Origin of the sequence: Rathayibacter sp. Leaf185, assembly GCF_001423885.1 — a bacterium.
In the GTDB taxonomy this organism is placed as follows: Bacteria; Actinomycetota; Actinomycetes; order Actinomycetales; family Microbacteriaceae; genus Rathayibacter.
In genome coordinates this window covers 220,699-245,249 of sequence record NZ_LMPP01000001.1, presented here as the reverse complement: position 1 = coordinate 245,249, position 24,551 = coordinate 220,699, and the positions used below count along the sequence as shown (strand labels likewise).

Below are 24,551 nucleotides of genomic sequence, written 5' to 3'. Positions count from 1 at the left end.
TACCATCGACTGTCGCTGCCCTCGGGGAGCGGCAGGGAGGGCTGTCCGAGCGGCCGATGGAGCCAGTCTTGAAAACTGGTGGGCAGAGATGTCTCTAGGGTTCGAATCCCTAGCCCTCCGCCACATGGTCGTTCTCGCCCTCGTCAGCCCGTGCACCGGACGATCCTCGGAGCGTCGCAGGTGTGTCGCCGGATGCGTCGAGGGAGCCCGGAGGCGGGCCCCCTCGACGCACGCCGGTCAGGCTCCGCAGCCGCCGAGCGTGTACACCGGGGTGGTGGTCAGACTGATCGCCTGGACGGTGTCGGTGGCCGTTGCCACCAGGAACCAGAGTCTGCGCTCGTCCGGTCCCGCCAGCGAGTAGACAGCGTCGCCGGAGACCGGGGGCTCCTCGACCAGACCCGGGTAAGTGGCCACCAGCTGCGCTCTCGTCGATCCTGTGCTGATACCGGACACCGTCCGCGGCAGGGCGCCGTCGAGTTGGCTCCCCTCGTCGGTCAGGTAGTTCGCGACGACGATGCGGTCGACGGCGCCAGCATCGTCCGGGTCGACTCCGACGAAGGTGCGTCCGCTGTCGGGGAGCTGGCGGTAGTCGGAAGGGCACTCCTCGAAGCTGAAGGAGAAGGGGACGAGGTCGGTCGTGTCCAGCGCTGCCGACGCATCGGCGATCGGACCGCCGAAGGCGATCGGGCCCACTCCGTCGAAGCTGATGACCCAGGTGCTCGGGTCGACGGCGGTCGGCGTCGGTGTCGGTGTCGGTGTAGTGGTCGGCTCCGGAGCAGGCGGTGGTGCGGGCGCGGTCGTCTGCGTCGGCGTGGGAGTCGCCGTCGGTGTCTCCACCGGAGCCGGAGCCGGGGCGGGCGCGGAGACCGGGATCTGGATGATCCCCGTCAGCGCCATCGCGACTCCGCCGCCCGAGACGAGGAGTGCGGCGACCACGAGCCCGATGAGCAGGGAGGCGCGGGTGCGGAGCGACGGGCGCGCCTTCTCGGCGCGGGCGTTCTCGACGATCATGGCGCGGATGGCGCGATCGCGGTCGGGGTCGAAGACGGGCTTGTCGTTCATCGTGCGCCTCCATCGGTGGCTGCATCGGCGGTGAGGTCGGTGATCAGTGCGGCGAGCTTCACCTTGGCTCGCGAGAGGCGCGACTTCACGGTGCCGACGGGGATCCCGAGCACGCGCGCGGCCTCGCTGACCGGCATCTCGGCGATCACGCACAGCGAGAGGACGTCCTGATCGCGGGCGCCGAGACCGGCGAACGCGCTGCGGATCGACTCCCGGCGCGGTGCGGTGTCGATCCGCTCGTCGGCCGCATCCGAGAAGTCCTCCTGGTCCCGCGGCTCCGGCAGCCGGCTGAGGGCCAGCTGGTGCCGGCGCCGGGAGCGGTCGACGTTGCGGGCGACGTTGTTGGTCGTCGCCAGCAGCCAGGGCAGCGGAGATCCGTCGACGAGCCGGATCGCGGTCCGCTTGCGCCAGGCCTCGAGGAAGACGAGGGCGGCGATGTCCTCCGCATCGTGCAGCGACCGGGTGTGCCGGAGCGCGTGCCAGAAGACGCGGAGCCTGAACGTGTCGTAGAGCCGGCCGAAGCCGTCCGGGTCGCCCGTGAGGACGCTCGCCCACGAGGACTCGGCGGTGTCCCGCGGCGGAGAGGAAGTGGTCATGACGGGATATGTCCGCTCGCTCGATTCGGTTCCATCGCGCAGAGGCGCAGGACCGCGGGAGGCTGTCGCATCCGCTCAGGAGGAGGTCCCGGGGGTCTCTGGGTAGTATGGCCCGACGCGGACACGGCGATGGCCTCCGCGAGTCCCTGCTCCACCTCCGGCCGGATGCGTCCACGATCCGCCCACCACCGCCAGCACTCGAGACGAACGGGAGACGGATGCGCAGGACGCGCCCTTCGACGCAGCCCTCCGCCGCGGACGAGTCGGCACGCTCGCCGCGCCCCTTCGTCCGGCACGGCAGGCAGAAGCGGCACAGCCTCGCGCGCACTCTCGTGAAGGCCGCCGCGACGATCTCCGGGGTTGGTGTCGTCGCCTCCGTCTCGGTCGTCGCGATCGCCGCGACCCTGCTCGTGCAGTCGGCGCAGCCGTCGGTCGATCTGCATCCCGTGGCCGCGGGATCGAGCGTCGAGGCCGCGGCCGCGGTCCCCGAGATCGGAGCCCTCGAGGGCGGGTTCAACGTCCTCATCGTGGGCAGCGACTCCCGGCAGGGCCAGGGCGACGCCTACGGCGACCCCGACGAGGAGACGAGCGTCCTCAACGACGTGAACATGCTGATGCACGTGTCGGCCGATCACAGCAACGCCACCGTCGTGAGCTTCCCCCGCGACATGTACGTCGACATCCCCTCGTGCGTGAACGCGGCGACCGGGGAGACGATCCCGACCCGCTACGACACCAAGATCAACGAGGCGATGGGCAAGGACATCAGCCTCGGCTGCGTCGCCGGGGTGGCCGAGGACCTCCTCGGGATCACGGTCGACTACGGGGCCGTCGTCCAGTTCAACGGCGTCATCGAGATGTCGAACGCGGTCGGCGGAGTCGATGTCTGCGTCGCCACCGAGATCGCCGACCCCTACACGAACACCTACCTCGAGCCGGGCACCCACTCGCTCGAGGGGATGGCCGCTCTGCAGTTCCTCCGCAGCCGCCACGGCATCGGCGACGGCAGCGACCTCACGCGCATCAGCAACCAGCAGGTGTTCCTCTCGGCGCTGGTGCGCCAGATCAAGAGCTCCGACACGCTGCTCAATCCGGTCGCCCTGTACGGGCTGGCCAAGGCGGCGCTGGGCAACATGACGCTCTCGACCGAGTTCAACAACGTCAACACGATGGTGCAGATGGGGCTCGCGCTCAGCGACGTCGACCTCGCGAACGTCGTCTTCGCGCAGTACCCGACCGGCGCGGTCTCGAGCGGAGTCGTCCCCGACCGCGCGGCGGGCGATCTGCTCGCGGCGGCGCTGCAGACCGACCAGCCGATCGCCCTCACGGGTGGGACCGGCGCGGGAGCGGTCGTCGAGGGCGAGGTCGCTGCGACGTCGGCGCCGGAGCCCGCCTCCGGTCCCGCCACCACCGACCCTCTCGCGACGGCGGAGGCGACGCCGGGCACTCCGGTCGACCCCGCGGCCCCCGCGACGGACGCGAAGGTCGCCGTGCCGGTCACCGGTCAGAGCGCCGACCAGCAGACCTGCTCGGTCGGATTCTTCGGCTGATCCCGGCGCGGACGCGGTCGCGCTGACGCTCAGGTGGCGCATCCGAAGTGCGGAGCCCCTGCCGGGGATCGCCGGGTACGCTCCTCCTCGAACGCCGACCCGCCGGCGGGGCCTCACCTCGTGAGCCGCGTCGGGCGCCCGAGAGAGAGTACGACCTGATGAGCGAACGCGCTGCGATCCGGAGGACCGCCGCCCGGCACGGCCGCCTCCGCCCTCAGAGCGGGCTGCGGTTCGCCGCGCGGATCCTCGCGGCCTGCGTCGGCGTCGGCGTCCTCAGCACCGTCTGCATCGTCGCGATCGCCGTCTCGATGATCGCCGGCAGCGCCCGGCCGTCGGTCGATCTGGGGATCGGCTCGACCGACGGCGCCACCGAGATCCCCGAGATCGGAGCGATCGAGGGAGGCGTGAACATCCTGCTCGCGGGCAGCGACAGCGCAGAGGGCTCGGCAGAGGGCGCGTACGGCGACCGCTCCGAGAACCTCAACGACGTGACGATGCTGATGCACATCTCCGAGGACCACTCGAGCGTCGAGGTCATCAGCTTCCCGCGCGACATGTACGTGCCGATCCCCTCCTGCACCGACCCGACGACGGGGGCCGTCTCCGATCCGCTCAGCTCGGCCAAGATCAACACGTCGCTCGGCTACGGCGGGCTCGCCTGCACGGTGCAGACGGTCGAGCAGCTCACGGGGCTCGAGATCCCCTACGCGGCACTGATCCAGTTCGACGGCGTCATCGAGATGGCGAACGCGGTCGGCGGAGTCGACGTCTGCGTCGCCTCGCCGATCGAGGACGAGTACACCGGGCTGAACCTCCCCGCGGGGACGCACACGCTCGTGGGCGCCGAGGCCCTCGCGTTCCTCCGCACCCGGCATGGAGTCGGCGACGGCAGCGACCTCACCCGCATCTCGAGCCAGCAGGTCTACCTCTCGTCGCTGGTGCGCAAGGTGAAGAGCGCCTCGACCCTCTCGAACCCCGTCGCGCTCTACGGCCTCGCCAAGGCGGCCGTCTCGAACATGCAGCTCTCGACCTCGCTCGAGAACGTCAACACTCTCGTCTCGATCGGCCTGGCCGTGAAGGACGTCGACCTCGCGAGCGTGGTGTTCGTGCAGTACCCGACGTACATCGACGGCAACGGCGTCTACCCGAGCGAGGAGGCGGCGACCGCGCTGAACACCGCGCTGCTGGCCGATCAGCCGATCGCGCTGACCGGCACGACGGGCGGTGGCTCGGAGTCGACGGACGCGCCGACCGCGGATCCGGCCGCGACTGCGGATCCGGAGGCCTCCTCCGACCCGGCCGCTGACCCCTCGACGCCCGCCCCCGAGGCCACCGTGGCGCTCCCGAGCGATGTATCGGGCCAGACGGCCGACCAGCAGACCTGCACGGTCGGCCGAACCCTCGACGAGCAGTAGTCGCCTCCCGGCTCCGCCGGCGGGCCTCCCCCGGCAGCTGAGGCGGGTGTCACGCCCGCCTCGTGGGTGCGGTTATGATGGTCGTCGTGCGTTCGCCTGGCGGGCGCTCAGGAGACGTCGCATAGTCCGGTCGAGTGCACCACCCTGCTAAGGTGGAGAACCCTTTATTGGGTTCCGTGGGTTCAAATCCCACCGTCTCCGCACTCCTTCGAAGGCCCTGCAGCTGCGGGGCCTCTCGTGTTCCCGGCAGCGTTCGTTCCCAGCAGCGTTCGTTCCCGGCAGCGTTCGTTCCCGGCAGCGTTCGTTCAAGGCAGCGTTCCGGCGCGTGCCGTTCTCGGCGGCTACCCTGATCGGATGCGCAGCCCGATCCTCGACGCCCTGTCCGCCCCGCCCGCCCGACGCGAGATGCAGTCGATCCGCGGGGCCCTGGCCGAGATCGTGGTCGGAGACACCGCGCGTGTCCTCGTCCGCTCGCCGCGGTACGGCCTCTACGGCATCGAGGGCGTCGTGCGCCGCGCGGTCGGAGGCGAGCTGGTGGTCGCGGACGTGTTCCTCAGCACGGCGACCGAGATCCAGAGCATCGCGCTCGCGGGTGAGAGCACGGAGCAGGACGCCGAGGGCGACCGCTCCGCCGACGGCCTCGCTCACGGCGACCCGGTGCGCGTCACCTTCTCGACCCCGACGATCGGCTCCTTCACTGTCACCGGGCCGCTGACCGCGGGAGGCCGCGACGGCTTCCTCCTCGTCGGCAGCTGGATCGTCACGGACGGTGCCGCGCTGGGCCGCCACGTCGACGGCATCGAGCGGCTCACCGGCCTCGACCTGCACGTCAAGCACGTCCCCGGGCACCGCTCGGCCGTCGAGGAGTAGACCCGCTCTCAGGTCTGGCAGTGCGGGCACCAGTAGGTGACCCGCAGCTGCAGTTCGTCGTCGCCGAGCTCGCCCCGGAGGATCGGGGTGCGGCAGCGCCGGCACGGCTTGCGGTCGCGGCCGTAGACCCAGAGCTGCTGCCCGGGGCGCAGGTTGCCGGTGGTGGTGCGCTCGATCCGCTCGCGGTTCGTCGTGATCAGCTTCTTCGCGAGAGCGATCGTGCGCACGAGGTCGCCGCTCTCGCCGACCGGGCGGGTGGGCAGGACTCCGCGGAGGAAGCAGAGCTCTGCCCGGTAGACGTTGCCGAGGCCGGCCATGATCCGCTGGTCGAGGAGGGCGAGGCCGATCGGGCGCTCCGGGTCGGCCGAGAGGCGCCGGAGCGCCTCGTCGGCATCCCAGTCGGCGCCGAGGAGGTCGGGGCCGAGGTAGCCGACCACGTCCTCCTCCGCGGTGCGGGGCACGATCTCGAGGAGCCCGAGCTCGAAGCCGACGGCCTGCCACTCGGCGGTTTCGAGCACGATGCGCGCCTGGAAGGCGGGCCGGTGCCACTTGGGCCGCTCTCCACCTCCGATCGGGTAGAGGTGCCAGCTGCCCTCCATCTTGAGGTGCGAGTGGATGACGGCGTCGCCGATGCGCATCAGCAGGTGCTTGCCGCGCGGGACGACCGAGTCGATCGTCTCGCCCGTGAGGTCGACGGTGGCGAACTTCGGGACACGCACGTCGCAGCGGGTCAGGACCTGGCCGTCGAGCGCCTCGGCGAGGTTGTGCGCCGACCGGTAGACGGTGTCACCCTCGGGCACGGAGGCTCCCCTCGCGGCTCACGCGCGCATCCTCAGGCCGCGCGGATTGGCGACGAAGCCCGCGGCGGTGAGGGCGTCGCCGAGCGGCGTGCCGAGGGCGAAGACCCCGTCGATCTTCTCGACGGTGAGCTTCTCGACGCCGCGGGAGCGCACCAGCTGGCTGAGGGCGCCGGCCGCGTCGGCGAGGACAGCCTCGTCGTCGGTGAAGGTGAGTGCCGTCTTGCCCCCGCGCTCGAGGTAGACGGCGAGCGCGCCGTCGACGATCGCGACGAGGGCGCCGGCCTTGCGCCCCGGGCGGTGGCCCTCGCCCTGCGGCCAGGGCAGGGCGGCACCGAACGGATTCGCGGGATCGGTCGCCGCCAGGGCGAGCACGGGGCGCGGACGCTCGCGCACCTCGTCCTGCGGGACGAAGGTGCGCAGCCGGTCGACGCTGCCCGCGGTGCCGAACTGGGCGGCGCCGAGCTTCTCGATGAAATAGCCGCGTCGAGCGCGCCCCTGCTGCTCGAAGCCGCTGAGGACCTTGTAGGCCAGCGCGAAGCCTCCGAGCACGCCCTCGGCCTGCACTGAGCCGCGCGTCACGATGCCGTAGCGCTCCAGGAGGGTCTCGCCCAGGGCGTGCCCGCGGATGGTCGGGTCGGACTCGGCCAGCGGCACGATCGACCAGCGGCCGCCGGCGGTGGGCGGGCCGACGCGGGTCACCATGGTCGGCCGCGCAGTCGTGCGTCCGCGCTGCGCCCGGGCTCGGGCGGGCGCTCGCGGCTGACGGTGCGCGCCTCCGGTCGAGCCGACGAGGGTGCGCAGCGGAGCCAGCGTGTCGTTGGTCAGGAGGCCCGCCCAGACGAGCTCCCACAGCGCCTCGACGAGCGTCGCGTCGTCGGTCGAGCCGACGGCGTCGGAGAGCTGGCGGAAGAAGTAGCCGCCGCCCGAGCCGAGCACGCCGACGATCTCCTGCTGCAGCTCACCCAGCGGAACGGCCTCGCCGACCGGGATGGGCAGCGTGAGCCCGGCGGTGTCGGCGAGGTGCAGGCTCACCCAGCCGTCATTGCCGGGCAGGGTGCCGGCGCCGGCCCAGAGGACCTCGCCCGTCGCCGTCAGCTCGTCGAGCATGGCGGGGGAGTAGTCGCGCACGCGCGCGGGCAGGATCAGCGACTCCCACGCCGACGCGGGGATCGGTGCTCCGGCGAGCTGGTCGATCACGGAGGCGACACCGTCGATCCCGCGGAGCGAGCCCCCGACGTGCTGCCAGGCGGGGAGGAAGCGGCCGTAGGTCGCGGCGTCGACCGGCTCGACCTCCTTGCGCAGGGCCGCGAGGGAGCGGCTGCGCAGGCGCCGCAGGACCTCGGCGTCGCACCACTCGGTGCCGGTGCCGTCGGGGCGGAACTCGCCCTCGGTGACGCGGCGCTCGCCCGAGAGCCGGCGCAGCGTGTCGGTGACGACGGCGACTCCGAGGCCGAGCCGGGTGGCGACGGCGGAGGCGGCGAAGGGGCCGTGCGTCCTGGCGTAGCGCGCCACGAGGTCGCCGAGCGGGTCGCGGACCGGATCGATGAAGGCGACCGGCACGCCGATCGGGAGGGGCACGCCCAGCGCGTCGCGGAGGCGCGAGGCGTCCTCCATAGCCGCGTAGCGCTGCTCGCCGCCGATGCCCACGGGCAGGACGCGCTTGGTCCGCACGAGCTCGGCGACGTGCGCGTCGAGCGACTCCCGGGCGAGCGGTGGGGCGGCGGCGACATCGGCCGAGGAGACCGACTCGTCCACGAGCCGCTCGCCGAGCTCCTCGAGCGTCAGGGGGCCGAGCAGCCGCAGGAGGTCGGCGGCGCCCTCGAGCCCTCGCAGGCGACGCTCCGGTTCGACCCGCTGCAGCTCGCGCTCGATCTGCGCGAGCACGACCGGATCGAGCAGCTCCCGCAGCTCGGCGCGGCCGAGGAGCTCGCCGAGCAGCGCGGCATCGACCGAGAGGGCGGCGGCGCGGCGCTCGGCCAGCGGGCTGTCGCCCTCGTACATGAACGCGGCGACGTAGCCGAACAGCATCGAGCGCGCGAACGGGCTCGCCGTCGGCGTCTCGACCTCGAGGATCCGCAGCTCGCGGCCGTCGAGCCGCGCCGCCAGCCGGAGCAGCGCCGGCAGGTCGTAGACGTCCTGGAGGCACTCGCGCACGGTCTCGAGGATGATCGGGAACGTCGGGTAGGTGCGCGCCACGTCGAGCAGCTGGGCGGCGCGCTGGCGCTGCTGCCAGAGGGGTGAGCGCTTGCCGGGGTTGTAGCGCGGCAGGAGGAGCGCGCGCGCCGCGCACTCGCGGAAGCGGGCGGCGAAGAGCGCCGACCCGCCCACCTCGCTCGTGACGAGCTGCTCGAGCTCCTCGCGCTCGAAGAGGAACAGCTCGGCCCCGGGAGGCTCGGACTCGGTGTCGGGGATGCGGACCACGATGCCGTCGTCGCCGGCCATCGCCGCTCCGTCGACTCCGTGGCGCTCGCGCACGCGCGCGCCGATGGCGAGCGCCCACGGCGAGTGCACCTGCATGCCGTAGGGGGAGTGCAGCACGAGCCGCCAGTCGCCGAGCTCATCGCGGAAGCGCTCGAGGACGAGGGTGCGGTCGTCGGGGATCTGTCCGGTGGCGATCCGCTGCTCGTCGAGGAAGGACAGCAGGTTGTTCGTGGCGAACGTGTCGAGTCCGGCGGCCGCACAGCGCTCGCGCGCCGGGTCGGGCAGGGCGCCGCCGATCTCCCGGGTGAACGCTCCGATCGCCTCGCCGAGCTCGGCCGGCCGGCCCTGCGAGTCGCCCTTCCAGAACGGGAGGCGCCCCGGCTCACCGAACGCCGGAGTCACGATCACACGGTCGTAGGTGATCTCCTGGATCCGCCAGCTCGTCGCCCCGAGGGCGAAGACGTCGCCGACGCGCGACTCGTAGACCATCTCCTCGTCGAGCTCGCCGACACGGTTGCCGGTCGATCCCGGCTCCCCGACCATGAAGACCCCGAACAGCCCGCGGTCCGGGATGGTGCCGCCACTCGTGACAGCGAGCCGCTGCGCGCCGGGACGACCGGTGAGCGTGTTCGCGTCCCGATCCCAGACGAGTCGGGGCCGCAGCTCGGCGAACTGGTCGGAGGGGTAGCGCCCCGAGAGCAGATCGAGGGTCGCCTCGTAGGCCGAACGGGGCAGGGAGACGAAGGGGGCGCTGCGGCGGACGGTGTCGAACCACTCGTCGACGTCGAGCACCTCGAGGGCGGTGGCGGCGACGGTCTGCTGAGCGAGGATATCGAGCGGGTTGGCCGGCACGGAGATCGCCTCGATCAGGCCGGTGCGCATCCGCTCGGTGGTGACGGCCGAGTGAAGCAGATCGGCGCGGTGCTTGGGGTAGAACGAGCCGCGCGAGATCTCGCCGACCTGGTGGCCGGCGCGGCCGACGCGCTGCAGGGCGCTCGCGACCGAGGGCGGGGTCTCGACCTGGACGACCAGGTCGACGGCGCCCATGTCGATGCCCAGCTCGAGGCTCGAGGTCGCGACCACGCAGCGCAGCCGGCCCGATTTGAGGTCGTCCTCGATGATCGCGCGCTGCTCCTTGCTCACCGAGCCGTGGTGGGCGCGGGCGAGGAGCGGCTCGTCGTCGGGAGCCGACTGACCTGAGCCGCTGGTCGCGCCCGACGCGCCCATCGCCTCGGCGGGGGAGCGGCGGGGGGCCCCCACCATCTCCTCGAGCAGCGCGCCGACGGCGACGGGCTCGCCCGCCTCGCGGCGCTGCTCGGCGTCGGTCTCGCGCCGCTCGGCGTAGATCTCGTTGAGGCGCGCGGTGAGCCGCTCGGCGAGCCGGCGCGAGTTGGCGAAGACGATGGAGGAGGTGTGCGCGAGCACGCGGTCGACGATCGACTCCTCGATGTGCGGCCAGATCGATCCGCTCTGCGGACCGGTGGCCCCCATCGTGGAGCCCTCCTGCTGCGTCGTCGCCCCGAGCTCGGACATGTCCTCGACCGGGACGATGACGCTGAGATCCCAGCGCTTCTCGGAGGCCGGCGCGACGATCTGCACGGGCGAGCGGCCGGCGAGGAACCGCGCCACCTCCTCGCGCGGACGCACCGTCGCCGACAGGCCGATGCGCTGGACCGGCTTCGGCAGGAGCGCATCGAGGCGCTCGAGCGACACCGCCAGGTGCGCACCCCGCTTGGTCGACGCCACGGCGTGCACCTCGTCGACGATCACGGTCTCGACTCCCCGGAGCGACTCGCGCGCCGCCGAGGTCAGCATCAGGTAGAGCGACTCGGGAGTCGTGATCAGGATGTCGGGCGGGGTCTTCTGCAGCACCCGCCGCTCGGCCGCGGGCGTGTCTCCGGAGCGGACGCCGACCGTGACGGTGGAGGGAGCCGACCCGATGCCCTCGGCGCTCAGCCGGAGCGCGGTCTGTGTGACCCCGACGAGCGGCGAGCGCAGGTTCCGCTCGACGTCGACTCCGAGCGCCTTGAGCGGAGAGACGTAGAGCACGCGGGTGCGATGCTGCGGGTCTTCCGGAGGCGGCCCCTGAACGAGCCTGTCGATCGCCCAGAGGAACGCCGACAGCGTCTTGCCCGAGCCGGTCGGTGCGACGACGAGGGCGTGGGAGCCGCTCGAGATCGCCGTCCACGCGCCCTCCTGCGCGGCGGTCGGAGCCGGGAACGCGCCCTCGAACCACGCGCGCGTGGCGGGGGAGAAGCGATCGAGGACGTCCGGCATGCCTTCATCCTCTCTGCCACCACCGACATTGCCGCGGGCGTCCGCCGACGGCAAACCCTTGACGCCGTCTCCGACGCCGCCGAGTCAGGCGAAGCGTGCGCGGATGAACGCCCCCACATCGGCCAGCTCGGCCTGCCCGACTCCGTGCGCCACGCCCTCGTAGACCCGAGCGTCGAGCGCGGTGTGCCCGGGGAGCCACGCCGCGGCCTCCGTGACGAGCTCCTGCGGGATGACCGTGTCGAGCGTCCCGCGGCCCCAGAACACGTGCGGACGGGCGCGCACCAGACATGCGTCCGCTTCGTCGCCCGCGTCGGCCGGCACGACGAAGCCCGACAGGGCGACGGCGAACGCGAACCTCTCCGGCGCGCGGCGCAGCAGCTGCACGGCCAGCGCGGCGCCCTGCGAGAAGCCGAGCAGGCCGACCGGACCCGAGTGACCGACGGAGTCGAGCCACTCCAGAACGCCCCGCGTGGCCGACTCGACCGCTGCGGGATCGGCACGCGGCTCTCCGGCGACGAGCGGGACCCGGAGCGGCCACCAGGCGTTGGCGCCGCCGCCGAGCGGGAGCGGCGCACGGAGGGAGGCGAGCACCGGCTCGAGCGGGAGGTACGCGCCGAGCGAGAACAGGTCGCCCTCGTGCGAGCCGTAGCCGTGCAGCAGCACGAGGAGGGGACGCCCGATCCGGTCCTTCTCGGAGGAGGACCACAGCACCGCGTTCGGATCGATTCCCATCGCACCATCATCGTCCAGCGCACCGCCGCGCCCGCCACCGAAACCGGACGGACATGAACGTCGGGTAAGAATGGGCCTATGAGCGTGCGCACCCCAGACCCGAACTCCGGGTGGCTGTCCGATGACGAACTCGCCGACATCCGCCGTCGGCTCCCGCTCCTGTACGTCGAGGCGGTCCCCGTGCGCGTGGACGGCCTCGGCCAGGTGACGGAGGTGGGGGTCCTGCTCCGGGCGACCCCCTCGGGTCAGATCACCCGCACCATCGTGTCCGGCCGCGTGATGTACGGAGAGACGCTGCGCGATGCGCTCTTCCGCCACCTCGAGAAGGACCTCGGGCCGATGGCGTTCCCGCTGCTGCCCGCGAGCCCGCTGCCCTTCCACGTCGCCGAGTACTTCCCGATGCCCGGCATGGGCCCGTTCACCGACGAGAGGCAGCACGCCGTCTCGCTCGCCTACGTTGTGCCGGTCACCGGTACCTGCGACCCCCGCCAGGATGCGCTCGAGCTGACCTGGATGACCCCCGACGAGGCCTCCTCCGACGCCGTCTCCGCCGAGATGGAGGGCGGGCGGGGGATGCTCGTGCGCGCCGCTCTCGCTTCGGTGGGGAAGCTCCGCTGAAGCGGGCGCGAACTCGCGTGGCTACGTGTGAGCCGCGGAGCGGCTCACCGCGGTCTGCTCGTACAGATGGTCGGGTTCCAGGGAGCGTCCTGCGTTCCGCCTAGCGCGATTCGCTGACACGCGAATCACGCGTTCGGCTCCGCCGCGCGTGCAAAATGTCGGCCGGGTCGGGGAGGCTGCCGCGACTGCGGTGAGGCGTGGGTGATCGCGGCGGAGGTTGCGTGTCGGCTCGAACCGCTCGCACGCGAGGCGTGTGTGCGCATTCGCCGCGCGCAGGATCGGGCGGATGCTGCGACTCTCGAACCGCGTTGATTACCGACGATGAAGGCGTCTGTCGGCACGTCTCGGGACGTCTGGAGCGGCCGAAGCATGATCGTGCGCGCAGCGCCGCTCGTATGAGACGCGAAAAGGCCGGGTGGGCCGGAACGACTGATGTCGTCCGAGTCCCACCCGGCCTTCAGTAGGTGCATTCCGCGCAGTTCTCCCGGAGCTTCACCGGCAGACCAGCCGACCATCTTCGAGGTGGACCGCCGATTCGCGTGCGAGCGAATCGGCGTAGCCATTCGCAACACGCTCTGCGCTAAGCAACCGCCTTACTGGCCGACCGCGGCGCGCCGCTGCGCGGCGCGCACAGAGGCACAGGGCGGCGCTGCGCGCCGCCTAACCCTGCGCGCGGCGGCCGCCGCGGCGCTCGCCGCCGGCGGGAGCCGAGGACGAGGTGCCGCCGGTGGCGGTGCTGTAGAAGGAGCGCGAGCCGCCGCCGGTGGAGGCGGGGGTGCGGCCGCGTCCGCCGCGGGCGCCGCCCTCGGAGGAGGTGCGGTCGCGACGGGGACGGTCGGAGGCGGGGGCCGCCGAGCGCTCGCCGCGACCTCCGCGGGGGGCTGCGCCGCCCTCGGTGCGCGCGACGCGCTTGCGCTGGGCGTTGGCGCCCTGCGAGCGGCCGCCCTGAGACTGGCCGCGGACGGGCTCGACGACGGCGGTCGGCGTCACGTAGGCCGCGACGTCGCCGACGAGCTTCGAGACGGCGGCCGAGTCGGCCGTGACCTGCTGCGGCGCGACCTGGATGGCGGCCTTGCGCAGGAGGGTCTTCACATCGCCGCGCTGCGTGGGCAGCACGACTGTGACGACGTCGCCCTCGCTGCCGGCGCGGGCGGTGCGGCCCGAGCGGTGCAGGTACGCCTTGTGCTCCATGGGCGGGTCGACGTGGATGACGAGCTCGACGTCGTCGACGTGCACGCCGCGGGCGGCGACGTCGGTCGCGACGAGCACCTTGACGGTGCCGGCGCCGAACGCGGCGAGGTTGCGGTCGCGTGCGACCTGCGAGAGGTTGCCGTGCAGGTCGACGGCGGGGATGCCCTGCGCCGTGAGCTGCTTGGCGAGCTTCTTCGCGGTGTGCTTGGTGCGCATGAAGAGGATGCGGCGGCCGGAGCCGGACGCGAGCGTCTTCACGAGGGCGTTCTTGGAGTCGAGGCTGTCGACCTCGAAGACGTGGTGGGTCATCAGCGCGACGGGCGAGTTGGCCTCGTCGACCGAGTGGAGCACCTCGTTCTGCAGGTACTTCTTGACGAGCTTGTCCACGCCGTTGTCGAGCGTGGCCGAGAACAGCAGGCGCTGGCCGCCACGGGGGGTCTTGTCGAGGATGCGCGTGACGACCGGCAGGAAGCCGAGGTCGGCCATGTGGTCGGCCTCGTCGAGGACGGTGATCTCGACGGCGTCGAGGTTCACGAAGCCCTGCTTCATGAGGTCCTCGAGGCGGCCGGGGCAGGCCACGACGATGTCGACGCCCTGCTTGAGGGCCGCGACCTGGCGCTGCTGCGAGACGCCGCCGAAGATCGTCGTGGTGACGATGCCGTACGCGTCGGCGAGGGGCTGCATCGCGGCGGTGATCTGCGTGGCGAGCTCGCGGGTCGGGGCGAGGATGAGACCGAGCGGGCGGCCCGGGCGGCGGCGGCCGCCGGCGAGCGATCCGCCGAGGCGGGCGATCATCGGGATCGCGAAGGCGAGGGTCTTGCCCGAGCCGGTCTTGCCGCGTCCGAGGACGTCGCGGCCGTTCAGGGTGTCGGGGAGGGTGTCCACCTGGATGGGGAACGGCTCCGTGATGCCGTGCGCGGTGAGCGCGGTGACGAGGGGAGCGGGAACGCCGAGGGCGCTGAAGGAGGGGATGGTCGACATGCGGTGGTGCCTTTCGGGCATCAATGTCGATCGAGGTCCACGCCGGCGGTGGCCGGGGCGCGGGTGATCGACGTTCGGGCGAAGGTGACGGTGGTCACATCCGTTCGCCGTACGAAGCGGTGCGCGCGGCCGGGGGCCTCATGCACGTGCGCCAGATGATCGGGAGGGTGAGTCCTCGATTTTTCAGAGTCCTCGGATTCGGGAGAATCCTCAGCGGACAAGGGGCGTTCTACGACGCGGGGGAGCGCAGTCTTCGCGCTCGCACATCCCCACCCTAGTGGGTCCCGATCCATCCCCGCATGGCCGACTGCACGCGGGACCCGTCGACGTCGGCGAGCTTGAGCCCTGCGAAGTCCCGCGCCCAGTCCGAGGTCTGCACGCGGAACGGCGCCTCGGCGGCCCGCAGCACCTGCAGCACGACGGCGGCGACATCGCCCGGATCCTGGGCGGTGCTCGAGGAGAAGGCGGACGCGGTGCGATCGAGGTACGAGCCCAGGGCGGAGGCGTACGGGCCGGCCTGCGCGATCATCGCCCGGACGTCGATCCCGACGTTCTCGACGAAGCTGCTGCGCACGGCTCCCGGCTCGATCAGCGAGACCTGCACGCCGACGGCGCGCGCGACCGGTGCGAGGGCCTCGAAGAAGCCCTCGACAGCGAACTTCGCCGCGCAGTAGTCCTCGTTGAACGGCTGGCCGACGACGCCTCCGACGCTCGAGATCGTCACGACCCGCCCGCGCGAGGAGCGCAGCATCGGCATCGCCGCGCGCGTGACGGCGACGGTCCCGAAGAAGTTGACCTCCATCACCCGGCGCAGCTCCTCCGGGTCCTCGAGCTCGACCGTGCCGATGTGCCCGGCACCGGCGTTGTTCACGAGCGCGTCGAGCCCGCCGTGGCTGCTCTCGACGCGGGCGAGGCAGGCGGTGACGGAGGCGGCGTCGGTCACGTCGAGCGCGACGATGTCGAGATCGACCCGGGCCTCGTCGGCGGCGGCCCGCAGCCCGTCGGCGCGCGAGGTGTCGCGGACCGTCGCGACCACGGTCCAGCCCGAGCGGGCGGCCTCGATCGCCGTCGCGCGGCCGATCCCGGTCGAGGTGCCCGTGAGGAGGAGGACGGGTCGAGGCATGCGGATTCCTGCTTTCCGGCGCGAACGGAGCGCCGCGCGGAGGCTATCCGCCGAGCCTCCGAGCACGCCCGGACGCAGCGGTCAGCCCTTGTAGCGCTCCCCGACCGGCACCTCGACCGCGAGCGTGTTGCCCGGCTGCGCGAGCGGGCAGGCCCAGGCCGGGTCGTAGGCGCACGAGGGGTTGTAGGCGAAGTTGAAGTCCATCACGAGCGTGGACGGAGTCGCCCCGGGACCGAGATCGGCGCCCTTGATCGTGTCGAGGAGGTAGCGCCCGCCGCCGTAGGTCCCGCCGGGCGTGCCCGCCAGCGCGTCCTTGACCGGCACGAACAGCCCGCCGCCGTAGGAGGCGAGCCGCCAGACATCGAGCGTCCCGGCCTCGGGAACGGCGACGGTGCCGATGAGCTCGAAGGGGACCGTGCCGTCGGTGCCGGTGTCGACGTCCATCCGCAGCGCCTCCTCGGCCGGCTCGACCTCGAGCTCGAACCGCCACGACGCGTCGTACGGAGCGATGGGCAGCGAGCGGAAGTGCGCGTGATCCTCCGGCAGCAGGGGGGTGGAGGGGTGCCGGGCGAAGAGCGCGTTGCGACCGCGGATCCACGAGGCGTGCGCGGCGAGCAGGTCGATGTTCGAGAGCCGGCGCACCTCGGCGTAGAGCGCCTGCACGTGGCGTCGCCAGTCGGCGACCTCGACGGCGGAGGCGAGGCGTCGGCGCGGTGAGACGACGTCGCCATCGGGCTCCTCCTCGCCCGAGGGCCAGCGGAAGCGCAGCAGCTCGCTGCGCGACAGCTCGATCGCGTCGTCCTCGGTGGCGCTCATTCCGCCGCCTCCCCTCGGGGGCGTGCATCTGCCCCGAGATCGAGTCGCCAGCTCGGGGCGAGCGAGCGGATGCGGACGCCCCGCCACTGCCAGAACGCCCACATGGTCGGCCACACCGCGAGGGAGGCGATCCCCGCGTCGAACTCGAGCCGGTCGCGGAACAGCGTGCGCCCGTCGGGCAGCGGCGCGACCGCCATCCGGTGGTCCCAGGCCGTGATCAGCCTGAGTGCTCCCGAGAGAGGCGCCCCGTTGTCGCGGAGGATCCGCACGTCCGGCATCGACGGCACGCGCCGGTACGAGAGGTCGATCTCCTGCGCACCCATCGGCACGATCCCGAGGGCGTCCATCGCGACGTCGTGCGGGCCGAGCCCCCAGGTCGGCCGGAAGCCGCCCTCGTCGAGCGAGGACGCGGTCATCAGGGGGGACATCACCTCGCGGAACACCGCGGGACTCTGCAGCGCCCGCCAGGCCGAGTCGGGATCGGTGTCGAGCACGTGCTTCAGCATCACCTTCACGACTGACATCCTCCTCCGCCGACAGGCGGGCGGGAACCGGGTGCGCCGAGCCCCGGCGACGTGTAGGAGCTCGGCGGGTCGGTAGCGTGGAAGCGTGACCGACGCCTCCTCCGCCTTCGATCAGGCGAGCTACCAGATCCGCTTCGACTGGGGTGCCGGCGCCCTGCGCAGGCTCGCCCCCGCGCACATCACCGTGGTGGTCGACGCGCTCCCCGGAGGGGTCGAGCTCGACCCCGAGGGCGTCGAGGGCCACGTCGTGCGCGCGGGCCTCGTCGATCGCACCGCCGTCGCCCGCTGGGTGCTCGCCCGCCAGCACGAGAACGGCGGCCGCACCAGCGTGAACGTGATCGCGGTGGGCGACGTCGACGACGCGGGGGAGCCGCGCCTCGCGATGGAGGACCAGCTCGCCGCGGGCGCACTGATCGACGCGCTGATCGGTCTCGGCATCGACCACGTCTCGCCCGACGCGGCCGTCGCCTCCGCGTCGTACGAGGGGCTCCGGCGCGCGTGCGGTCACCTGCTGTCGGCGTCGCCCTCGGGTCGCGTGCTGACGGCCGCGGGCCGCGGCGAGACCGTGCGGGCGGCGGCGCGCGTCGACTCGGTCGATCGCGTCACGGTCCTGCGCTGAGGCGCGCAAGCCCTCCGCCGATCGCCCCTCGCGCCGCCGGGGCGGCGTAGCGTCTCCCAGGGGCGGAGCTCCGCCCGATCCGAGCACGCGACCGAAAGCAGATCCGCATGAAAGCCGTCCTCAACGACGTCGTCCTCGCCGACGCGCCCGACTCCGACCTGATCTCGATCGAGGGCAACTGGTACTTCCCGCCCTCGAGCGTCACGACCGATCTGCTCGAGCCGAGCGACACCCCCTACACCTGCCCGTGGAAGGGCGAGTGCCAGTACTTCTCCGTGAAGTCCGACGGCGGCCTGCTGAAGGACCGCGCGTGGTCGTACCCGACGCCCTACCCGACCGCGTTCGACCGCGTCGGCAAGGACTTCTCGGGCTACGTCGCCTTCTGGAAGGAGGTGAAGGTCGTCGACTGACGCCCTTCACCGAGCGCCCGCTGACCGATCAGCGGGCGCTCGCCGCAGCGCGACTGCGGTGCGCCCGGACCTTCGCCCGGTTCCCGCAGCGCTGCATCGAGCACCAGCGGCGGGATCCGGCGCGCGACGTGTCGAGGTAGAGCATCCGGCAGTCCTCGGCGTCGCAGCGGCGCAGCCGCCCCGAGCCCTCGCCGCCGAGCAGCCCGACCGCGTCCCGGGCGATGCTCGAGAGCGCCTGGCGCCCGGCGGCGCTCGCTCGCCCGGCCTGACGCGAGCCTCCCGGCAGGGACGGCGGGATGTCGGGCATCGCCGCGAACAGGTTGACGACGTCGATGTCGGCGGGAGGCGCCTCGTCCGACGCCTCGGCCGCGATCAGGAGCCGCGCCACCGCCCCGCGGAGCATCAGCGCGTCGTCGAGCCGGCCCGCGTCGCCCACGCCCTCGAAGCGCTCGCGGAGCCACGCGGTCAGGGCGGCGTCCGAGTCGAGCCGCTCCCCGGGCGCACCTCGCATCGTGCCCGTGTAGGCGAAGTCGAGCGCCAGGCTCCCGGAGTCGAACCACCAGCGCCGTCCGTCCGCCTCCTCGAGCCACTGCCCGTGCTGCTGCTCGCTCACCCGGGATCCGTCGCGGGCACGACCCGTCGCCGCCACCGGATCTCGTTCGCCGTGTCGAAGCGCCGCGCGCAGCGCCCGCAGGCGAGCGGCCGGCTCGGGCGGCGGTGCCGGTAGAAGAGGTGCCCGCTCGGGCAGCTGCCCACCCACGGCGCCAGCTCGTCGGCGGTCGGGTTGCTGTGGGTGCGGGTGCCCGTGTAGCCGAGCCGGGAGGCGGTGCGCCGCCACTCGGCGCCGTGCCCGGCCTTCGGGCCCGCGAGCGCGTGCGCGATCTCGTGCAGGAGCGTCTGCCGCACCTCGTCGTCGCTCCAGCGGGCGGCGAGGTGGCGCGACACCGTGATCCTGCGGTCGCTCCAGTGGCAGGCGCCGGCGCGGGTGCGGGCGTGGTCGAAGGCGAAGCTCCAGGAGGGGTCCAGGTGCGCGGCGAACAGCTCGTCGGCCCAGGCGGAGACCTGCTCGAGCTCAGCCACGCGTCGCGACCGGTCTCAGGACTCGTCGCCCTCGGCGCGCCGACGCCCGCGCAGGACACCGTCGGCGCGGGGGCCGCGGGCCGACTCGTCCTGGAACTCGGTCGCGGCGGCGAAGCCCAGGCGCGCGACCTCGAGCTCCTCCTCCGGAACGCCGACGCGCTCGCCGAGCGCGGTCGCGGCGTCGAAGTCGCGGGCGGCGCGAGCGTACTCGCCGAGCTCGAAGAGGGTGAGCCCGCGGTGCTTCAACGCGAGGGAGTGCTCGAGGTGCCACTCGTGCGTGCGCGCCTCCTCGACGCAGAGGGCGAGCTCGGACAGCGCCTCGTCGGTGCGCCCGCGCAGCTGCATGAGCCGCGCGCGTCGCACCCTGGCCGACAGCAGCTCGGCACGGTCACCCGAGAAGCGGGTGCGGCGGACGGCCTCGGTCGCCACGTCCCAGGCCTCGTCCACGCGATCGAGGAGGCGCAGCAGCTCCGCCTTCTCGGTCAGTGCGGCGAGGCTTCTCAGTGTGCCGATCTCCTCGAGGCGCTGCTGGGCGGCGTCGACGTCGACCTCCTCGCGGAGAGTCGCGGGGTCATGGCGGATGATGATGCTCAGAGCGGTGCTTCCTCGAGAGGTGCGGATCCGGACCGTCGCGGGCGACGAGGACGGGAGGGGCGCTGACCCCCGGGACAGTTTACGGGCGACGCGGCTCCGCTCGGCCCCCGGCGCGGGTCCCGCTCAGCCCCGGCGCACCTGGAAGATGCTGCGCGCGGGCAGCGGCGACGGCGTGGCGGTGTCGTCGGTCACGACGGAGGCGCCGGCCACGAAGTTCTCGAGCTCGCGCCCCTGCACCAGCTTCGAGGGCGCGGGATCGGAGGCGAGCCGTCGCGGCAGGCCGTCGACCGGCAGCGCCGAGGGCGAGGCCAGCATCACCACGTTGCCGAACCGCTTGGCCTTCAGCATCTGCGTGTCGGTCATGATCGCGACGTGCGGGAAGACCGACGAGAGCGTGGCGGCCTGCGCGCGGGCGAAGGCGAGCGCGCCTCCGTCGGCCACGTTCACCGCGACCACGCCGCCCGGAGCGAGCAGCGGAGCGATCTCGCCGTAGAACTCGGCGCTCGTCACGTGCGCCGGTGTGCGCGCGCCCGAGAAGATGTCGACCACGACGATGTCGACGCTGCCGCGGAGCCCCGGGGGCAGCTTGCCGAGCACCTCGCGGGCGTCGCCCTGCCGGATGCGGATCTGCGCGCCGCGGGGGAGCGGCACCGCCTCCCGCACGAGATCGACGAGCGCGCCCTCGATCTCGACGACCTGCTGCCGCGAGCCCGGCCGGGTCGCGGCGACGTAGCGGGGGAGGGTGAGCGCCCCGGCGCCGAGGTGCAGTGCGGTGACGGCCTCGCCCTCGGGGGCGAGCAGGTCGACCGCGTGGCCGATGCGGCGCACGTACTCGAACGAGAGGTGGGTCGGGTCGGCGAGGTCGACGTGCGACTGAGGTGTGCCGTCGACGACGAGGGTCACGGCATCGGTCGAGTGCCGGTCGGGCTCGATCTGCGCCAGGTAGCCGCTGTCGAGGACGGCGCGGGGGTGATCGGAGTCGTCGCCGCGTCGGCGCCCGGTGCGTTCCTGCATCCGACCAGTGTGCCGGGTCCCCGCGGCTCCGATCGGTGCGCCGACGCCCGTATACCCGACGGTCGCACCGCGCGCAAGGATCTGCACTTGCGCGTCGCCACCGGATGCACCTATATTTGTACTTTGCGCTCCCGAGTACCCATGCCGTCATATTGCGGTCGGCAGGTCACCGGAACCCGGCATCAGATGGTGGATGCCGTTGCCACACTCTAGCCCCCGCCCCGAAGACCGTGTCAAAGCGGTCTCTGCGGCGTCTCGGGTGGTGTCGGCCCGCCCGGCGGGAGCCCACTCCACACATCCCACAGATTGAGACCCGCGAGGGTCTACGGAGGTTCCTTCCTTGGCTGCTGCGCCCCACGCAACCACCACCTCACCCAAGAACGGACGCGGAGCCTCGCGTCTCTCGTTCGCCAAGATCAGCGACACCCTGACGGTTCCGGATCTGCTCGCGCTGCAGACCGAGAGCTTCGACTGGCTCGTCGGCTCGGAGGCGTGGAAGACCCGCGTCGCCGAGGCGAAGGCCGCCGGCCGGGAAGACCTCCCCGCCAACTCCGGTCTCGACGAGATCTTCGAGGAGATCTCCCCGATCGAGGACCTCAGCGAGACGATGCAGCTGAGCTTCACGAACCCGTACCTCGAGCCCGAGAAGTACACGATCGAGGAGTGCAAGGAGCGCGGCAAGACCTACGCGGCTCCCCTCTACGTCGAGGCCGAGTTCATGAACCACCTCACGGGTGAGATCAAGACCCAGACGGTCTTCATGGGCGACTTCCCTCTCATGACCGAGAAGGGCACGTTCATCATCAACGGCACCGAGCGTGTCGTCGTGTCCCAGCTCGTCCGCAGCCCCGGCGTGTACTTCGAGCGCCAGCAGGAGAAGACGTCCGACAAGGACATCTACTCGGCTCGCGTCATCCCGAGCCGCGGTGCGTGGCTCGAGTTCGAGATCGACAAGCGCGACCAGGTCGGCGTGCGCATCGACCGCAAGCGCAAGCAGTCGGTCACGGTCTTCCTCAAGGCCCTCGGCCTGACCAGCGAGGAGATCCTCGAGCAGTTCGCGGGCTACGAGTCGATCGAGCTGACGCTCGAGAAGGACAACATCCTCACCAAGGAGGACGCTCTCCGCGACATCTACCGCAAGCTCCGTCCGGGCGAGCAGGTCGCCGCCGAGGCCGCCCGCGCGCTGCTGGACAACTTCTACTTCAACTCCAAGCGCTACGACCTCGCGAAGGTCGGCCGCTACAAGATCAACCGCAAGCTCGGCATCGACAAGGCGCTCTCCGACTCCGTTCTGACGGTCGAGGACATCATCGCGACCATCAAGTACCTGGTCGCGCTGCACGACGGCCGCACCACCCTCCCGGGTGTCCGCGACTCCGCGCCGGTCGAGCTCCGTCTCGACGTCGACGACATCGACCACTTCGGCAACCGTCGCATCCGCGCGGTCGGCGAGCTGATCCAGAACCAGGTCCGCACCGGTCTGTCCCGCATGGAGCGCGTCGTCCGCGAGCGCATGACCACGCAGGACATCGAGGCGATCACGCCGCAGACCCTGATCAACGTCCGCCCCGTCGTGGCCGCGATCAAGGAGTTCTTCGGAACGTCGCAGCTGTCGCAGTTCATGGACCAGAACAACCCGCTCGCGGGCCTGACCCACAAGCGCCGCCTGTCGGCGCTCGGCCCCGGCGGTCTCTCCCGTGAGCGCGCCGGCGTCGAGGTCCGCGACGTCCACCCGTCGCACTACGGCCGCATGTGCCCGATCGAGACCCCCGAAGGCCCGAACATCGGTCTGATCGGCTCGCTCGCGTCCTTCGCGCGCATCAACTCGTTCGGCTTCATCGAGACCCCGTACCGCAAGGTCGTCGACGGTCTCGTGACCACGCAGATCGACTACCTCACCGCTTCGGAGGAGGACGAGTACCTGGTCGCGCAGGCGAACGCCCCGCTGACCAAGGACTTCCACTTCGCCGAGCCCAAGGTGCTGGTCCGCCCCAAGGGCGGAGAGGTCGAGCTCGTCGACGCCGGCCGCGTCGACTACATGGACGTCTCCCCGCGCCAGATGGTGTCGGTCGCGACCTCGCTGATCCCGTTCCTCGAGCACGACGACGCGAACCGCGCCCTCATGGGAGCGAACATGCAGCGTCAGGCCGTCCCGCTGCTGCGCAGCGAGTCGCCCGTCGTCGGAACCGGCATGGAGGGCTTCGCGGCCATCGACGCCGGCGACGTGATCACGGCCGACAAGGCCGGTGTGGTCCAGGAGGTCTCCGCCGACACCGTCACCGTCCAGCTCGACGAGGGTGGAACGCAGGTCTACTACCTGCGCAAGTTCGACCGCTCCAACCAGGGCACCTCGTACAACAACCGCGTGGTCGTCTCGGCCGGTGAGCGTCTCGAGGTCGGCGAGATCGTCGCCGACGGTCCTGCGACCGAGAACGGCGAGCTCGCGCTCGGCAAGAACCTGCTCGTCGCCTTCATGCCGTGGGAGGGCCACAACTTCGAGGACGCGATCATCCTCAGCCAGAACCTGGTGAAGGACGACGTCCTCTCCTCGATCCACATCGAGGAGTACGAGGTCGACGCCCGCGACACCAAGCTCGGCAAGGAGGAGATCACCCGCGATCTCCCCAACGTCAGCCCGGAGCTCCTGGCCGACCTCGACGAGCGCGGCATCATCCGCATCGGCGCCGAGGTCCGCCCCGGCGACATCCTCGTCGGCAAGGTCACGCCCAAGGGCGAGACCGAGCTCTCGGCCGAGGAGCGCCTGCTCCGCGCGATCTTCAACGAGAAGAGCCGCGAGGTCCGCGACACGTCGCTGAAGGTGCCCCACGGCGAGCAGGGCACGATCATCGGCGTCAAGGTGTTCGACGCGCAGGACGGCGACGACGAGCTCGGCTCGGGCGTCAACCAGCGCGTGGTCGTCTACATCGCCCAGAAGCGCAAGATCACCGAGGGCGACAAGCTCGCCGGCCGCCACGGCAACAAGGGCGTCATCTCGAAGATCCTGCCGGTCGAGGACATGCCGTTCCTCGCCGACGGCACCCCCGTCGACATCGTCCTCAACCCGCTCGGCGTCCCCGGCCGCATGAACTTCGGCCAGGTCCTCGAGATCCACCTCGGGTGGATCGCGAAGCAGGGCTGGAAGGTCGAGGGTCAGCCCGAGTGGGCCGCACGCCTGCCCGAGCACGCCCGCGAGGCGGCGCCCGGCACCAAGGTCGCGACCCCCGTCTTCGACGGCGCGGCGGAGGAGGAGCTCGCAGGGCTCCTCGACTCCACCACGCCGACCCGCGACGGCGAGCGCCTGATCGGGTCCTCCGGCAAGACGCAGCTGTTCGACGGCCGCTCGGGAGAGCCCTTCCCGGACCCGGTCTCGGTCGGCTACATGTACATCCTGAAGCTGCACCACCTCGTCGACGACAAGATCCACGCGCGCTCGACGGGTCCGTACTCGATGATCACCCAGCAGCCGCTCGGTGGTAAGGCGCAGTTCGGCGGACAGCGCTTCGGCGAGATGGAGGTGTGGGCCCTCGAGGCCTACGGCGCCGCCTACGCCCTGCAGGAGCTCCTCACCATCAAGTCCGACGACATCCTCGGCCGCGTGAAGGTCTACGAGGCCATCGTCAAGGGCGAGAACATCCAGGAGCCGGGCATCCCGGAGTCCTTCAAGGTGCTCATCAAGGAGATGCAGTCCCTGTGCCTGAACGTCGAGGTCCTCTCGGCCGACGGCACTGCGGTCAGCCTGCGCGACACCGATGACGAGGTCTACCGCGCCGCGGAAGAGCTCGGCATCAACATCTCCTCCCGGTTCGAGTCGTCCTCGGTCGACGACATCTGATCCGCGCCTGCATCTGACGACCTCCC

20 protein-coding genes and 2 tRNA genes are annotated in these 24,551 nt (G+C 71.8%); 9 read left to right on the top strand and 13 right to left on the bottom strand.

All coding sequences use genetic code 11. The annotated features are described in order from the left end of the window. The first annotated feature begins 35 nt into the window (after window positions 1–35). Window positions 36–123: transfer RNA gene (locus ASG06_RS01275), tRNA-Ser, on the top strand. A 114-nt stretch (window positions 124–237) separates the two neighbouring features. Here ASG06_RS01275 and ASG06_RS20130 read toward each other — a convergent pair. Both ASG06_RS20130 and ASG06_RS01265 read right to left on the bottom strand, forming a co-directional pair. Beyond that, window positions 238–1,062: a hypothetical protein gene (locus ASG06_RS20130; protein ID WP_056037429.1), complete on the bottom strand. Its 825-nt coding sequence runs from the start codon at window positions 1,060–1,062 to the stop codon at window positions 238–240. Then, entirely contained in the window at window positions 1,059–1,658 is a 600-nt protein-coding gene (locus ASG06_RS01265) for an RNA polymerase sigma factor (RefSeq protein ID WP_056037426.1), read from the bottom strand. The genes ASG06_RS20130 and ASG06_RS01265 overlap by 4 nt, the downstream gene beginning before the upstream one ends. Window positions 1,659–1,876: 218 nt before the next feature. Between ASG06_RS01265 and ASG06_RS01260 the strand changes: the two genes are divergently transcribed. The 4 genes from ASG06_RS01260 to ASG06_RS01245 all read left to right on the top strand — a co-directional run bounded on the left by ASG06_RS01260 (window position 1,877) and on the right by ASG06_RS01245 (window position 5,493). Continuing rightward, the gene (locus ASG06_RS01260) at window positions 1,877–3,208 is read left to right on the top strand and encodes an LCP family protein (RefSeq protein WP_056037423.1); all 1,332 of its coding nucleotides are present in this window, start codon (window positions 1,877–1,879) and stop codon (window positions 3,206–3,208) included. 158 nt (window positions 3,209–3,366) lie between these two features. After that, a complete protein-coding gene (locus ASG06_RS01255; RefSeq protein WP_056037420.1) occupies window positions 3,367–4,623 on the top strand; it encodes an LCP family protein in 1,257 nt (418 codons plus the stop codon). A gap of 110 nt (window positions 4,624–4,733) precedes the next feature. Then, window positions 4,734–4,824 (top strand) — tRNA-Ser (locus ASG06_RS01250). A gap of 153 nt (window positions 4,825–4,977) precedes the next feature. After that, window positions 4,978–5,493 (top strand): hypothetical protein, encoded by a 516-nt coding sequence (locus tag ASG06_RS01245; protein WP_056037418.1) that lies wholly within the window; start codon window positions 4,978–4,980, stop codon window positions 5,491–5,493. Window positions 5,494–5,501: 8 nt separating this feature from the next. Here ASG06_RS01245 and ASG06_RS01240 read toward each other — a convergent pair whose 3' ends face one another. From ASG06_RS01240 to ASG06_RS01230, 3 genes are all read right to left on the bottom strand, one after another. Continuing rightward, a complete protein-coding gene (locus ASG06_RS01240; RefSeq protein WP_056037415.1) occupies window positions 5,502–6,293 on the bottom strand; it encodes a DNA-formamidopyrimidine glycosylase family protein in 792 nt (263 codons plus the stop codon). 18 nt (window positions 6,294–6,311) lie between these two features. Further along, the gene (locus ASG06_RS01235) at window positions 6,312–10,991 is read right to left on the bottom strand and encodes an ATP-dependent helicase (protein ID WP_056037413.1); all 4,680 of its coding nucleotides are present in this window, start codon (window positions 10,989–10,991) and stop codon (window positions 6,312–6,314) included. Between the two features lie 84 nt (window positions 10,992–11,075). Beyond that, window positions 11,076–11,723, bottom strand: a complete 648-nt coding sequence (locus ASG06_RS01230; RefSeq protein WP_056037412.1) for an alpha/beta hydrolase — start codon at window positions 11,721–11,723, stop codon at window positions 11,076–11,078. Between the two features lie 78 nt (window positions 11,724–11,801). On the opposite strand from ASG06_RS01230, the gene ASG06_RS01225 reads away from it, so the two are divergent. Further along, the gene (locus tag ASG06_RS01225; RefSeq protein WP_056037409.1) at window positions 11,802–12,341 is read left to right on the top strand and encodes an NUDIX hydrolase family protein; all 540 of its coding nucleotides are present in this window, start codon (window positions 11,802–11,804) and stop codon (window positions 12,339–12,341) included. Between the two features lie 660 nt (window positions 12,342–13,001). On the opposite strand, the gene ASG06_RS01220 is transcribed toward ASG06_RS01225, so the two are convergent. The 4 genes from ASG06_RS01220 to ASG06_RS01205 all read right to left on the bottom strand — a co-directional run bounded on the left by ASG06_RS01220 (window position 13,002) and on the right by ASG06_RS01205 (window position 16,976). After that, on the bottom strand, window positions 13,002–14,513 hold the full coding sequence (locus tag ASG06_RS01220) for a DEAD/DEAH box helicase (RefSeq protein WP_082498851.1): 1,512 nt from the start codon (window positions 14,511–14,513) through the stop codon (window positions 13,002–13,004). Window positions 14,514–14,787: 274 nt separating this feature from the next. Continuing rightward, window positions 14,788–15,636, bottom strand: coding sequence for an SDR family oxidoreductase (locus ASG06_RS01215; protein WP_056037405.1), 849 nt, complete (start codon window positions 15,634–15,636; stop codon window positions 14,788–14,790). 81 nt (window positions 15,637–15,717) lie between these two features. Then, window positions 15,718–16,452: a DUF1684 domain-containing protein gene (locus tag ASG06_RS01210; RefSeq protein WP_082498850.1), complete on the bottom strand. Its 735-nt coding sequence runs from the start codon at window positions 16,450–16,452 to the stop codon at window positions 15,718–15,720. Further along, window positions 16,449–16,976, bottom strand: a complete 528-nt coding sequence (locus tag ASG06_RS01205) for a hypothetical protein (protein WP_056037402.1) — start codon at window positions 16,974–16,976, stop codon at window positions 16,449–16,451. Before ASG06_RS01205 ends, ASG06_RS01210 begins: the two co-directional genes overlap by 4 nt. Before the next feature lie 85 nt (window positions 16,977–17,061). Here ASG06_RS01205 and ASG06_RS01200 point away from each other — a divergent pair, with 85 nt between their 5' ends. Both ASG06_RS01200 and ASG06_RS01195 read left to right on the top strand, forming a co-directional pair. Continuing rightward, on the top strand, window positions 17,062–17,595 hold the full coding sequence (locus ASG06_RS01200) for a 2-phosphosulfolactate phosphatase (protein WP_056037401.1): 534 nt from the start codon (window positions 17,062–17,064) through the stop codon (window positions 17,593–17,595). A 107-nt stretch (window positions 17,596–17,702) separates the two neighbouring features. Continuing rightward, window positions 17,703–18,005 (top strand): DUF427 domain-containing protein, encoded by a 303-nt coding sequence (locus ASG06_RS01195; RefSeq protein WP_056037397.1) that lies wholly within the window; start codon window positions 17,703–17,705, stop codon window positions 18,003–18,005. A gap of 28 nt (window positions 18,006–18,033) precedes the next feature. Here ASG06_RS01195 and ASG06_RS01190 read toward each other — a convergent pair whose 3' ends face one another. From ASG06_RS01190 to ASG06_RS01175, 4 genes are all read right to left on the bottom strand, one after another. Beyond that, entirely contained in the window at window positions 18,034–18,618 is a 585-nt protein-coding gene (locus tag ASG06_RS01190) for a CGNR zinc finger domain-containing protein (protein WP_056040324.1), read from the bottom strand. After that, window positions 18,615–19,085 (bottom strand): SprT-like domain-containing protein, encoded by a 471-nt coding sequence (locus ASG06_RS01185; RefSeq protein ID WP_056037394.1) that lies wholly within the window; start codon window positions 19,083–19,085, stop codon window positions 18,615–18,617. Before ASG06_RS01185 ends, ASG06_RS01190 begins: the two co-directional genes overlap by 4 nt. Before the next feature lie 15 nt (window positions 19,086–19,100). Beyond that, a complete protein-coding gene (locus ASG06_RS01180; protein ID WP_197409338.1) occupies window positions 19,101–19,514 on the bottom strand; it encodes a hypothetical protein in 414 nt (137 codons plus the stop codon). Window positions 19,515–19,802: 288 nt separating this feature from the next. Next, window positions 19,803–20,693, bottom strand: coding sequence for a spermidine synthase (locus ASG06_RS01175; RefSeq protein ID WP_056037391.1), 891 nt, complete (start codon window positions 20,691–20,693; stop codon window positions 19,803–19,805). Window positions 20,694–21,033: 340 nt separating this feature from the next. Between ASG06_RS01175 and rpoB the strand changes: the two genes are divergently transcribed. After that, window positions 21,034–24,525, top strand: a complete 3,492-nt coding sequence (gene rpoB, locus ASG06_RS01170) for a DNA-directed RNA polymerase subunit beta (RefSeq protein ID WP_056037388.1) — start codon at window positions 21,034–21,036, stop codon at window positions 24,523–24,525. Window positions 24,526–24,551: the final 26 nt, after the last annotated feature.

What these genes read in the sequence shown, in the direction of transcription:
- ASG06_RS01205 (WP_056037402.1), bottom strand. Translation starts at nt 16,976, where the DNA reads ATGTCAGTCGTGAAGGTGATGCTGAAGCACGTGCTCGACACCGATCCC.
- ASG06_RS01230 (WP_056037412.1), bottom strand. Translation starts at nt 11,723, where the DNA reads ATGGGAATCGATCCGAACGCGGTGCTGTGGTCCTCCTCCGAGAAGGAC.
- ASG06_RS01245 (WP_056037418.1), top strand. Translation starts at nt 4,978, where the DNA reads ATGCGCAGCCCGATCCTCGACGCCCTGTCCGCCCCGCCCGCCCGACGC.
- ASG06_RS01260 (WP_056037423.1), top strand. Translation starts at nt 1,877, where the DNA reads ATGCGCAGGACGCGCCCTTCGACGCAGCCCTCCGCCGCGGACGAGTCG.
- ASG06_RS01175 (WP_056037391.1), bottom strand. Translation starts at nt 20,693, where the DNA reads ATGCAGGAACGCACCGGGCGCCGACGCGGCGACGACTCCGATCACCCC.
- ASG06_RS01220 (WP_082498851.1), bottom strand. Translation starts at nt 14,513, where the DNA reads ATGTCGACCATCCCCTCCTTCAGCGCCCTCGGCGTTCCCGCTCCCCTC.
- ASG06_RS01265 (WP_056037426.1), bottom strand. Translation starts at nt 1,658, where the DNA reads ATGACCACTTCCTCTCCGCCGCGGGACACCGCCGAGTCCTCGTGGGCG.
- ASG06_RS20130 (WP_056037429.1), bottom strand. Translation starts at nt 1,062, where the DNA reads ATGAACGACAAGCCCGTCTTCGACCCCGACCGCGATCGCGCCATCCGC.
- ASG06_RS01210 (WP_082498850.1), bottom strand. Translation starts at nt 16,452, where the DNA reads ATGAGCGCCACCGAGGACGACGCGATCGAGCTGTCGCGCAGCGAGCTG.
- ASG06_RS01215 (WP_056037405.1), bottom strand. Translation starts at nt 15,636, where the DNA reads ATGCCTCGACCCGTCCTCCTCCTCACGGGCACCTCGACCGGGATCGGC.
- ASG06_RS01235 (WP_056037413.1), bottom strand. Translation starts at nt 10,991, where the DNA reads ATGCCGGACGTCCTCGATCGCTTCTCCCCCGCCACGCGCGCGTGGTTC.
- ASG06_RS01195 (WP_056037397.1), top strand. Translation starts at nt 17,703, where the DNA reads ATGAAAGCCGTCCTCAACGACGTCGTCCTCGCCGACGCGCCCGACTCC.
- ASG06_RS01225 (WP_056037409.1), top strand. Translation starts at nt 11,802, where the DNA reads ATGAGCGTGCGCACCCCAGACCCGAACTCCGGGTGGCTGTCCGATGAC.
- ASG06_RS01255 (WP_056037420.1), top strand. Translation starts at nt 3,367, where the DNA reads ATGAGCGAACGCGCTGCGATCCGGAGGACCGCCGCCCGGCACGGCCGC.